The organism is Flavobacterium subsaxonicum WB 4.1-42 = DSM 21790 (assembly GCF_000422725.1).
GTDB lineage: Bacteria > Bacteroidota > Bacteroidia > Flavobacteriales > Flavobacteriaceae > Flavobacterium > Flavobacterium subsaxonicum.
Genome location: NZ_AUGP01000001.1, coordinates 48,808 through 61,564 on the forward strand (window position 1 = coordinate 48,808; position 12,757 = coordinate 61,564).

Here is a 12,757-nt window from a genome sequence, read left to right on the forward strand (position 1 = left end):
TTTTATTTTTATCCAAGAATAAGGTTTAATTCCGGAAACCTTTTTACCCTAAGCATCTTAGCACCTCAGAGACTCAAAACCTTTCTTAATCATGATTTTCAATACTCTTATAGGCCTCAATAATTTTCTTAACAAGGCGGTGGCGCACAATATCTTTATCGTCAAGATAAATAATACCTACACCCTCTACGTCTTTCAATATTAATATTGCCTCTTTAAGGCCACTAATAGTGCGGCGCGGTAAATCTACCTGGCCCGGGTCGCCGGTAATCATAAACTTGGCGTTCTTGCCCATACGGGTCAGGAACATCTTCATTTGCGAGTGGGTAGTGTTCTGGGCTTCATCCAATATCACAAAAGCATGGTCTAACGTTCGGCCACGCATAAAGGCAAGCGGCGCAATCTGAATAATACCTTTTAGCAGGTAGTCTTCCAGTGTTTGTGGTGGCAGCATATCCCGTAGCGCATCATATAAAGGTTGCATGTACGGGTCCAGCTTTTCTTTCATATCGCCAGGTAAAAAGCCCAGGTTCTCGCCGGCTTCAACCGCGGGACGGGTAAGTATAATACGTTTAACCTGTTTTTCTTTAAGGGCTTTTACGGCAAGCGCCACGCCCGTGTAGGTTTTACCCGTACCGGCAGGGCCAATGGCAAACACCATATCGTTTTTGCCCATATAGTCAACCAGCTTTTGCTGATTGGGCGTCATGGCCTTAATAAGCTTACCGCCAACACCATGCACTAATATTTTGTCAGACGGGTCCATTTGCTCAACCTGGCTATCGCTTTGTATAACGCGCTCAATAACATTGTCGTCTATAGTATTATAGCGCGAAAAATGCTGCATAAGGCGCTTAAAGCGTTTTTCAAACTCGTCCAGTATTTCTTTTTCGCCAAAGGCCTTAAGCGTGGTACCGCGTGCTACTATTTTTAGCTTGGGATAATATTTTTTAATGGTTTCAAGATGAGAATCCTGTGCGCCCCAAAAATCTTTAGGAGCGATGTCTGTCAGTTCAATCGTTCTTTCGTTCAAAAGCTGTAGGTTTTTAATTAAAAAATTAGCTATATAATTAGTAGCTTTGCATTCAAATTTAGTGAAATTTTATTCGCGTTTTTTAAAAGTTTTGCACAATTTTATGTCAATAATTACCCTTACTACCGACTTTGGCCTTAAAGACCATTTTGTAGGCGCCCTGAAGGGAAAAATCTTCTCGGGGTACGGCGAGGCCGTTGTGGTTGACATATCCCACCATGTAGACTTATTTAATGTATCTGAAGCCAGTTATATAGTTGGCGCTGCCTACAATAGCTTTCCGCAGGGCACCGTGCACCTTATTGGTGTAGATGCAGAGCTTACTAAAGAAAACCGCCACATTGCCATGCAATGGAACGGCCACTACTTTATTTGTGCCGATAACGGCATCCTGAGCCTGCTTACCGAAAAGATAGTACCCCAGAAAATAGTAGAAATAAACATACACGACCGCCTGCCCGACGGCGCTACCGATATGGATGCCTTTGTAACCGTGGCCTGCCACCTTGCAAAGGGAGGCCTGCTAAACGTTATTGGCCGCGAAATTACCGAGATTAAGCAAATACACGACCTTAATCCGGTTGTGGCTTCAGATAATAAATCAATAAGGGGTTATGTGGTGTACATAGACCATTTTGGCAACTGTGTTACCAACATTAGCAAAAAGCAGGTTAAAGAGGTGGCTAAAGGCCGCGATTTTGATATTACGTTTAGCACCAAGACCATAAAGTCGTTTAAAATGGGGTACTCTGATTTTACGGTAAACGAACGTTTCTCCTTAAAAGATTATGAAGGCGAAAAGCTGGCTATTTTTAACGAAGCCGGTTTTTTAGAAATTGCCATTTACCGCAGTAACCCTTGCACCGTGGGCACCGCAAGAACGTTGCTGGGGCTTAAATATAGAGATGTTATTAATGTGGTTTTTAAATAGATTTCAGAATTTAGATTGTAGAATTCAGATTAAGCACCGCACCGATAGCAGAGAAGATTAAGGTAAAATATAAACTAAAAAAACAGTATGTTTGTACGCATTGTTAAAATGGGGTTTCATGAGGAGCATGTTGGGCTTTTTCTGGATAATTTTAAAAAGGTAAAGCTGGATATACGAAACTTTCCCGGTAACCGTTTCTTAGAGTTGTACCGCGATAAGGCCGACCCTACCCTGTTTTTTACATACAGCTACTGGGAAACCGAAGCTGATTTGGAAACGTATAGAAAATCGGCATTGTTTTGCGATACCTGGGCCGTTACAAAACCCCTGTTTAAACAAAAAGCAGAGGCCTGGAGTGTTGATAAACTGGTGTCGTTACCGTAGAGACGCATTGAATGCGTCTCGCATAATAAAACAAAGCGCAGCAATGCGTTATAAGAAATTAGACGCATTCAATGCGTCTCTACTAAACATTAGACTATAAATGAAAGCATTGTTATTACGTGAAATCAAATCCTTCTTCGGTTCGCCGATAGGTTATTTGGTTATCGCTATTTTTCTTTTGCTAAATGGCCTGTTCCTTTTTGTGTTCAAAGGCGATTTTAATATCCTCGATAGTGGCTTTGCCGATCTTAGCCCCTTCTTTACCCTGGCCCCCTGGATCTTTATTTTCCTGATACCGGCGGTAACCATGCGTAGTTTTTCCGACGAAAAAAAGCAAGGCACCATAGAGCTGTTGTTTACCAAGCCCCTTAGCATTTGGGAGATTGTTAACGGCAAATTTTTTGGCGCGCTTATCCTTATTTTATTGGCTTTACTGCCAACTCTTATCTATGTATATGTACTATCTTACTTTGGTAACCCGGAGGGTAATATAGACATGGGCAGTACATTGGGTTCGTATTTCGGGCTGTTATTTTTAGTAGCAGGCTACACGGCCATAGGCATCTTTACTTCTACACTATCAGATAACCAGATCGTTGCGTTTATTGTATCGGTATTTTTGTGTTTTGCGTTCTATTTTGGTTTCGAAGGCCTGTCTGGCTACCTTGGTGGCGATTTTGTAGCAGCACTGGGCATGGATTATCATTTTAAAAGCATGAGCCGTGGCGTTTTAGACAGCCGCGATATACTGTATTTTATAAGCATTACGGTGCTGTTCTTGTCGTTAACCGTTTATAAACTTAAATCGCTTAAATGGTAATGGAAACAAGAAAACAACAAGGCCGTAAACAACTGGTTATTATACTGCTTGCCCTGCTTGCCGTAAATTTTGCAGGCTATTACTTTTTTAAACGTATCGATTTAACACACGATAAACGCTATACCCTATCGCAAACATCGCTAAATATTATAGAGAGCGTTCAGGAACCGCTTTATATCGACGTGTTTTTGGAAGGCGAATTTCCCGGGGAATTTAAACGCCTTCAGGACGAAACCCGCCAGATGCTGGAAGAGTTCCACGCTTATAATCCGAATATCATTTTTCAATTCGTAAATCCGCTGGAGGATGAAACCCAGCGCGAGGCTACCATGCGTCAGTTTTACGAAAAGGGCATGACACCTATAAACGTAACGGTAGAAGATAAAGGCAAATCGTCTCAGGAGGTTGTTTTCCCTTGGGCGGTGGCTACTTACAACGACAAAAGTACCAAGATCCAGTTGCTTAAAAACATGATGGGTGCTACTACTGCCGAGAAGGTGGTAAGTTCTGTGCAGCATTTAGAGTATGCTTTAGCCGAAGCACTTAGCAAAATTACTACTGCTAAAGAAAAGAAAATTGCCGTGATTAAAGGCAATGGCGAAATGCCCGACAGGCTTATGGCCGACTTTATTAAGCAGTTGCGCGAAACGTACTATATAGGTCCGTTTACGTTAGATTCGGTTGCTAAAAACCCGCAAAATGCGCTTAAATTCCTTAAAAAATACGATCTGGCCATTATTTCTAAACCCCGCGAAAAATTTACCGAGGAAGAGAAAGAAGTTCTGGATCAGTACATTGTAAACGGCGGCAAAACCCTTTGGATGATAGATGCCGTGCATATAGAAATGGACAGCCTTTATAACCAGAATGGCACAACACTGGCTTTTCCTAACGATTTAGGCCTTAACGATATGTTCTTTAAATATGGTGTCAGGATATTGCCCGACCTTGTTAAAGATGAAATGGCTACGCCCATAAAACTGGCAAGCGGATCTCAGGGCAGCGAATCGCAATACCAGGATTATACCTGGAAATTTGCTCCGTTCGCGTACCCTGACCCATCAGAATATAAAGGCGCATCGCACCCTATTGTAAAAAACATGAGCGGCATCCGTATGGATTTTGCTAATGGTATCGATACCCTTAAAAATAATATTAAAAAAACCATCCTGCTGCAATCGTCGCGCTACTCTAAAAGGGTGGGCACGCCTGTAGAGGTTAAACTGGATATGGTTGCCGAAGAGGTGAGCCAAAAAGATTACGACGGCCAGGGCGATATACCTATGGCGGTGTTGCTTGAGGGTAAATTCCGTTCTAATTACGAGAACCGTTTGCTGCCGTTTAAAGACCCTGCATATCAAACCGTGGGCAAGCCCGGTAAAATGATCGTGATATCAGACGGAGATATTGCCAAGAACCAGTTAGACGATAAAATGCAGCCCTTAGAATTAGGCTACGATAAATGGACGGGCCAGCTGTACGACAATAAAGGCTTTATGATGAACTGCGTTAATTACCTGTTAGACGATAACGGACTTATTAACATTCGCAGTAAAGATGTAGACCTGCCCATGCTTGATACCCAAAAAGTGCACGACAACTACACAATGGCGCAGTTAGTAACTGTCGGGTTGCCAATAGCAATTTTAGGGCTTTTCGGGTTGCTGTTTACCTACCTTCGCAAAAGGACGTATTCAAAGTAATGTTAATAAAAATTTTTCAGTATCTAATTTAGTTACGATATATTTGCTACTCGTAAAATGTAATTTTACGGTTAAAAAAACAAAAACACACAAATGAAATTTATAGTATCCAGTTCATATTTGCTAAAGCAGCTGCAGGTGCTTAACGGTGTAATTAACAGCAATAACACCCTGCCTATTTTAGACAACTTTTTATTTGAATTAGACAGTACAGCACTAAAAGTTTCGGCGTCAGACCTTGAAACTACTATGAGTGCAATGCTCGAAATAGATTCAGAAAGCAAAGGCAGCGTGGCCGTACCGGCTAAACTGTTACTGGAAACTTTAAAAACCTTTCCGGAGCAGCCGCTTACCTTTACTGTAGAAGACAACAATACTATAGAGATAAGCTCAAACTCGGGTAAATATGCATTGGCGTATGCTGATGGTAACGAATTTCCTAAAGCGGTAACGCTGGAAGACCCATCAGTAACTTTAGTTCCTGCCGAGGTTTTGGCAACTGCCGTTAGCAAAACCATTTTTGCAGCCGGTAATGATGATTTAAGGCCGGTAATGTCGGGCGTGTTTTTCCAATTTTCGCCGCAAGGCTTAACATTTGTAGCTACCGATGCGCACAAACTGGTAAAATATGCAAGAACCGACGTTGTTGCCTCTCAGGTGGCCGACTTTATTATGCCTAAAAAACCACTTAACATTCTTAAAGGAATCCTTGGATCATCTGATGCAGAAGTTAAGATTGAATATAACGATGCAAACGCAACATTCTCTTTTGATAATTACGTGCTTACCTGTCGCCTTATAGATGGTAAATACCCTAACTACGAAGCAGTTATCCCAAAAGAAAATCCTAATAAATTACTTATAGACCGTACACAGTTTTTTAGCTCTGTGCGTCGTGTGGCTATTTTCTCTAACAAGACAACCCACCAGATTCGCCTAAAAATTGCAGGTACAGAACTTAATATTTCTGCCGAAGATATCGATTACTCTAACAAAGCCGAAGAGCGCCTTACCTGCGATTACCAGGGAGACGATATGCAAATTGGCTTTAACTCAAGGTTTTTAACAGAGATGCTAACCAACCTGCAGAGCGATGAGATAATGTTGGAAATGTCTTTACCAAACCGTGCAGGTATACTTACACCTGTAGACGGGTTAGACGAAGGCGAAACCGTTACCATGCTTGTAATGCCGGTTATGCTTAACAGCTAAATAACCTATAATCAAATTTTAGGGTCAAAAATTTCAAATTAAGCAGAATCCTGCACAAATTGATAACCATAATTTGACTTTTTAATTAAAATCGCTATTTAATCAGCCTTTATATACCAAACCCCAAAGCAAAATTTGCTTTGGGGTTTTATTATTATGTTTAAATGCTTAAGAAAAATGTTACAAATTCTATTTTAACAATAAAAATGTAACTTAACCTACCCAATTTGTGTATTTAGTGTAAGTTTTTACAATTAGTTAAGATATTCCTTTCATTTAACATCATATTTTGATAATTTTAGGAACTTTAACTTATACTATTTACAACCCATGAAAAAATTTACATTATTGCTTTTCATGGCCTTGATTTCTTTATGCGGGCACGCGCAATTAGCGCCCCCCGAAGGATTTGAAGGCACATGGACAGATTTTACTGGTGCAATGGGCACAGGAGGCCCCGGAGGCCCTGCCGGTTGGGCAATTATTAACCAGGCAGGCCCCACGGTTTGGTGGACACAGGGCACTGTCGGAACTCAACAGGTTTTTGAAGGCGACCATTCTGCATTTCTTGAAAATGAGAACGTTCAAAACCTTACCACTACAGAAGACTGGCTTGTAACACCTGCTGTTACTGTCCCGGCAAACGGACAGCTGCGTTTTCAGTCACGATTATTCTTTAATGCTGATCAAAGTACGCAGTTTAGAATTAAGATCTCTACAATTACAGGCACTGCGGCAGACCAGATTGCTACTGTAAATTATGTAGATCTTGCCTCTTACTCTGAGCTTCAGCTTAACCCTACACAACAGGCATGGACAGAAAAGGTAATAGACCTTACCGCCTATGCTAACGACGAGGTTCATATTGCCTTTGTAATGATGGGAGATGCCGGCGAACGCTGGTATTTAGACAATGTTATGGTAGTACCAAATTGTGCTGCCCCAACTGCTTTAACAGCAACTAACATTGGCCTTACATCTGCCAATCTTAGTTGGGCAGGTAATGCCAGCCAATGGGAAATCGAAATATTACCACAGGCACCTACTCCAACTGGTGTAGGTACACTTTACAGCGGTGCATTGCCGTATGTTGCAACTACTACTACAGATGGTACAGCCCTTACACCAGATACGTGTTACAAATATTATGTACGATCTGTATGTGCGTCGTATAATAAAAGTGCATGGGTAGGGCCCTTTTCATTTTGCACACCTGCGCTGGGCGAAAGTTGTGCCGCCCCTATAGTGGTTTCTGGCTTGCCTTATACCACTACCGATAACACAAGCAACTATGGCGATAATACTGCCATAGAAGGTTCTCCCGGTGCAACGGGTTGCGGTACAGCATCTGCTTACCTTGGTGGTAATGATGTTGTATATGCCTATACCCCCACAACCACAGGATACATAGATATTTTAATGACCCCAACCGCTACATGGTCGGGTATATTTGTGTATGATGATTGTGCCGATATTGGCATAAACTGTATTGGTGGTGCATCAGGTTCTGACACCAATCCAAGAAACATAACCAACCTTGCCGTAACAGCAGGTACAACGTATTATATAGTTATATCTACATGGCCGGCTCCACAAACTACAGGATATACGCTTATTATACAGCAAGTTAACTGTTTACCTCCTGTTGGACAGGCAACTACAGCTGTTGGCCCAACAACGGCTACCCTTAACTGGACAAACCCTGGCAATGCATCGTCTTGGCAGTATGTTTTACAGGCACCGGGTACAGGTTTACCAACAGGCGCAGGTGTAACTGCTACTACAAATGCTTTAACGCTAAATACTTTAACATCTGCTACAGCTTACGAATATTATGTAAGGGCAGATTGCGGTGATGGTACTTTTAGCGTTTGGGCAGGCCCTTACTCTTTTATGACTACTCAAGTACCAACAAACCTGGATTATACTCAGGATTTTGAAGGTGTTCACGGTTGGTCTTTAAGCAACGGTACACAAACCAATAAATGGGTTGTTGGTACAGCTACAGCAAATGGCGGTACACAATCTTTATATATCTCTAACGATAATGGTGTGAGTAATGCCTATACAATTACTGCAAACTCTATTGTACATGCATACAGAGATATACAGGCTACAACTATAGACCAGCTTATGCTTTCTTTCGACTGGAAAAATGCAGGCGAAGTTAACGATAACGTTAGGGCCTGGATAGTGCCATCTACGTTTGTACCTGTTGCCGGTACTGCTATTACAGCCGCTACAGACCGCATACAAATTGCAGGACCATACTACAATGGCGCAACCTGGGCAACAGTAAATAATACGGTTTTTGCTTCGGCATTTTCTAACAGCATCTTCAGGATCGTTTTCGAGTGGAGAAACAACACCTTTACAGGTACGCAGCCACCGGCAGCTATAGATAACATAAACCTATCTGTAGTACCATGCCCTGCTCCAACAGGCCTGGTATCAAGTAACCCTACACAAAATGCAGGAACATTTACATGGGTATCGCCTACATCGGTTACACCAACGTTTGATTATTACATTTCTACATCAAACACTCCTCCTACAGCTACTACAACTCCAACAGCTAACCAGGCAGGTGTAACGTTTACAGATAGCACACTTAGCCCATCTACAACTTACTATTTCTGGGTAAGGAGTAACTGTGGCGACGGTACAAGTATTTGGGTTGGCCCTGCAACTTTGCAAACAACGCAAATACCTGCCGAACTTAATTTTGAAGAAGATTGGGAAGACAATGGTACCGGATGGACAATTAACAACAGCACCCAGCCTAACCAATGGGTTGTGGGTACTGCTGTTGCTAATAGCCCTACCCACTCGCTATACGTAACTAACGATGGCGGAACAACAAATAACTATAACACAAGTGCTGCATCTGTAGTACATGCATTCAGAGATATACTTATACCGGCAGACGCTGTAGATGTTAATATCTCTTTTATGTGGAAAAACGTAGGCGAAACAGGTTGGGATTACATAAGGGTATGGAATGTTCCTGCATCTTTTGTGCCAACGCCAGGCCAGCAAATTACTGCTGCCGCAGACCGTTTCCAGATAGGTGCTAACTTTGTTGGCCAAAGTGCATGGACTAATTATACAAATACTTTTAACGTATCTAACTACGATGGTACTGCAAGAAGGTTTGTATTTGAGTGGAGAAACGATGGTGTTATTGGTACACAGCCTCCGGCTGCTGTAGATAATATTTACATTACTCTAATAACCTGCCCTCAGCCAATTACATTAACTGCAACATCTACAGATGAAGTTGCAACATTAAACTGGATACCACAAGGTACAGAATCTGATTGGGAAGTATATGTTGTGCCAACAGGCCAGCCTGCCCCTACACCTACTACTGTTGGAGTATCGGCCGATGAGCATCCGTTTGATGTAGATGTTAACCCATCTACAACATATCAGGTATATGTTAGGGCAATATGCTCTGACGACGATAAGAGTTTATGGACAGGCCCAACATCATTTACTACCGCAATTGGTAATAACGAGTGTTCTGGCGCTACAACATTAACGGTTAACGCAACAGATGTATGTGCCGTTACAACAACTGCGCTTTATACAGGTGCTACTGCATCTACTAACGGAACTTTATGTACCGGTACAGTAAACGGTGCCGATATTTGGTATGAATTTACTGCTGTAGAGGCATCTCACGATGTATCGTTATCTAACTTTACAGGTACGGCACAGCCAATTGTAATTTCGCTTTATGATGGCAGTGCCTGCGATGCGCTTGGCACACCAATATATTGCAGCGTTAACAACGTTTTAAGTGCCGATGGTTTAGTACCGGGCAACACTTATACCGTAAGGTTAACTATAAATGTTGCTGCGCCAAGCCTTACCACTGCATTTGCAGTTTGTGTAACTACGCCATTAGTAAATGGCCAGCCAGACCCTAATGGTAACTGTAGTATTACTACAATTAATTCAAGTTTTGAGTTACCAGACATTACAGGTCCGTATCCTCCGCTAATCAGCGATTATACTATCCCAGGCTGGAGAACAACCGCTACAGACCACATGATAGAAATTTGGCCAGACCCTAATTATCAAAGTGTACCTGCATACGAAGGAACCCAGTTTATTGAGCTTAATGCCAATCAGGTATCGGGTGTTTACCAGGATTATACTTCGCCGGCAGGAACTGTATTCTCTTACAGCTTTGCCCACCGTGCAAGGACACTTAATACTACTGTAACAACCGATGTTGTACAGCTATTGGCAGGAACTCCTAACGGAACTTATATACCTGTAGGCCCACAGATATCATCTACAAGTGATGCATGGAACCTTGTTACAGGAACATACACAGTACCTGCAGACCAGCCAATAACACGCTTTATATTCCAGTCGATATCAAGTGGTAATGGTAACCCTACGGTAGGTAACTTCTTAGATGATATTACCTTTACTGCAAACAACGGTATCTTATCTGCCAACCCTGCCGAATTAGATTGCGATAATAACGTAGCTAACATACAGGCTGCCGGTGGTGGCGAATGGGTTGCACATGCTGATAACCCTATGGTAACTGTAATTGCAGATCCTACAAGTAATACAACTACAATTTCTGGATTTACAGTTCCTGGAACGTATGTTTATGACTGGGTAACCGATTTTTGTACCAGTTCGCTTATAATTGAATACGAAGGTGGCGATATACCATTACCTACCGTAGCCGATGTGGCTTACTGCCTTGGAGATACTCCTGTTGCCCTTACAGCTACACCATTAGCAGGTAACGTACTTAACTGGTATGCCGATGCTACCGGAGGCACTCCATTAGCGGGTGCACCAACACCGGATACTTATGTTGCCGGTACGTATACATTCTACGTTAGCCAGACACAAGTTGCCTGCGAAAGCCCAAGGGCTGCAATTAATGTAGTTGTTAACCCACTACCTACAGCTCCTGTAGCAGTAGATGTTGAGTATTGCCAAAATGCTACCGCTTTACCACTTACTGCAACTGCCGATGCTGGCAGCACATTAGTATGGTACGATGGCAATACACAACTTACAGGTGCTCCAACGCCTTTAACTACGGTTGTGGGTACAAAAGTGTATAGCGTAAGCCAAATAAATGCTGCTGGTTGCGAGAGTGCTACCACTCCGGTTTTGGTTACTATTAACCCAACAATTACTCCGGTAACGGCGTTTACGCTTCCTGCAACAGTATGTATTTCTGCTGCAACCGTACTGCCGTCTCTTGGTACAGGTTACACAACAGGTGGTACTTATACAGCTACAACAGGCCTTACAATAGACCCTGTAACAGGCGAATTAGACCTTACAACAACTACAGCCGGAGACTATGCGGTAACATATACCATCCCTGCAGATGCTGCTACATGTAATGTTGGTAGTACTACCACAGTAAACATTACTGTAACACCACTTGTAGCTACTGTTGCTACATTTAGCTATACTTCTCCAGTATGTGCGGGCTCAAGCCCAACGCCAATTCCGGCAGCAGGCTTTACGCCGGGTGGCGTTTATAGTACAGACAGTACTACTTTAGTTTTAGATAGCGCAACCGGTGCTATTACTACAACAGGTATTACTACAACAGGTACTTATAATGTAACCTATACTGTTGCGGCAGATTTGCCAAACTGTATCGATGGTTCTACTTACACTACTACAATTACAATTAACCCTGTAGTTGTATCGGTAGCAGAATTTAGTTTTGAAGATTCGTATTGCTTTGGTACTACTACTGCAATGCCATCTCTTGCGGCTAACTTTACTACAGGTGGTACATTTACAGCAACTACAGGGCTTAGCATTAATGCTACAACAGGCGAAGTAAACATTGCTGCAACGGCACCGGGTATTTACAGTGTAACCTATACAGTGGCTGCAGATGCTGCTAACTGTAATAGTGGTGCTACATTTACCGATACCTTTAGTATTGGCAGCGAACTTTTATTTGCTGTTGAAGGCAATTGCGAAGAAAGCAGCTTTATCCTTTCTGCTGTTGAAGTAGAAAATGGTACTGAGCTTACTGACGCCCTTACCTACTCTTGGACCACAACCGATGGTACTGTTGTTGGAACAGATAACCCTACATTTAACGTATCTGAATATGTTATGGGTACACCAACTACAGAAACATTCCCAATAACGTTTGTACTTACCGTAAACAATGGTGGTTGCGAAAGTTCGGTTCTGTATGAGGTACGTGATATTTCATGTTCTATTCAGCGTGGTATATCGCCTAACAACGATGGCCTTAATGATAATTTTGACCTTACATCTCTTGGTGTTAAGAAACTGAGCATCTTTAACCGTTACGGTAAAGAGGTTTATGTTAAGTCTAATTATTCTGCTGAATGGTACGGACAAACTAATGGTGGCGACGAGTTGCCAACAGGTACTTATTTCTATGTAATTGAACGCACTGGCGAAAGCAAAACAGGCTGGATTTACGTACAGAGACAGGAAAAATAGTAGTTACTATACCCTTCTAAATATTCTAAGCCCCGCAATAGCGGGGCTTATTTTTTTGCATTATTTATTAATTAAATAATATTTTATGCTTTTATTGTGAATAACACATTACTTCTCTTAAAGTCAGGTTAATGTTTTAATAAAACACCCTTAAAGGAAAAAACTATGCATGCATCATGGTATAA

At 42.1% G+C, this 12,757-nt stretch carries 7 protein-coding genes; 6 read left to right on the top strand and 1 reads right to left on the bottom strand.

The features are described from left to right. Positions 1-85: 85 nt before the first annotated feature. Positions 86-1,033, bottom strand: a complete 948-nt coding sequence (locus G509_RS0100255) for a PhoH family protein (RefSeq protein WP_026989694.1) — start codon at positions 1,031-1,033, stop codon at positions 86-88. A 103-nt stretch (positions 1,034-1,136) separates the two neighbouring features. Between G509_RS0100255 and G509_RS0100260 the strand changes: the two genes are divergently transcribed. The 6 genes from G509_RS0100260 (at position 1,137) to G509_RS0100285 (ending at position 12,572) form a co-directional block, all read left to right on the top strand. Continuing rightward, positions 1,137-1,964 (top strand): SAM hydrolase/SAM-dependent halogenase family protein, encoded by an 828-nt coding sequence (locus G509_RS0100260; RefSeq protein WP_026989695.1) that lies wholly within the window; start codon positions 1,137-1,139, stop codon positions 1,962-1,964. A gap of 87 nt (positions 1,965-2,051) precedes the next feature. Continuing rightward, the gene (locus G509_RS0100265) at positions 2,052-2,348 is read left to right on the top strand and encodes a putative quinol monooxygenase (RefSeq protein WP_026989696.1); all 297 of its coding nucleotides are present in this window, start codon (positions 2,052-2,054) and stop codon (positions 2,346-2,348) included. Between the two features lie 100 nt (positions 2,349-2,448). Then, entirely contained in the window at positions 2,449-3,168 is a 720-nt protein-coding gene (gene gldF, locus G509_RS0100270; protein WP_026989697.1) for a gliding motility-associated ABC transporter permease subunit GldF, read from the top strand. Next, a complete protein-coding gene (gene gldG / locus G509_RS0100275; RefSeq protein WP_026989698.1) occupies positions 3,168-4,871 on the top strand; it encodes a gliding motility-associated ABC transporter substrate-binding protein GldG in 1,704 nt (567 codons plus the stop codon). Before gldF ends, gldG begins: the two co-directional genes overlap by 1 nt. A gap of 93 nt (positions 4,872-4,964) precedes the next feature. Then, positions 4,965-6,083 carry a DNA polymerase III subunit beta gene (gene dnaN / locus G509_RS0100280; RefSeq protein ID WP_026989699.1) on the top strand — a complete coding sequence of 373 codons (1,119 nt, stop codon included), beginning with the start codon at positions 4,965-4,967 and terminating at the stop codon, positions 6,081-6,083. A 330-nt stretch (positions 6,084-6,413) separates the two neighbouring features. Next, entirely contained in the window at positions 6,414-12,572 is a 6,159-nt protein-coding gene (locus G509_RS0100285) for a T9SS type B sorting domain-containing protein (RefSeq protein ID WP_026989700.1), read from the top strand. Positions 12,573-12,757 lie beyond the last annotated feature (185 nt).

Coding starts and splice junctions, on each gene's coding strand:
- G509_RS0100285 (WP_026989700.1), top strand. CDS start 6,414: ATGAAAAAATTTACATTATTGCTTTTCATGGCCTTGATTTCTTTATGC.
- dnaN (WP_026989699.1), top strand. CDS start 4,965: ATGAAATTTATAGTATCCAGTTCATATTTGCTAAAGCAGCTGCAGGTG.
- G509_RS0100260 (WP_026989695.1), top strand. CDS start 1,137: ATGTCAATAATTACCCTTACTACCGACTTTGGCCTTAAAGACCATTTT.
- gldG (WP_026989698.1), top strand. CDS start 3,168: ATGGAAACAAGAAAACAACAAGGCCGTAAACAACTGGTTATTATACTG.
- gldF (WP_026989697.1), top strand. CDS start 2,449: ATGAAAGCATTGTTATTACGTGAAATCAAATCCTTCTTCGGTTCGCCG.
- G509_RS0100265 (WP_026989696.1), top strand. CDS start 2,052: ATGTTTGTACGCATTGTTAAAATGGGGTTTCATGAGGAGCATGTTGGG.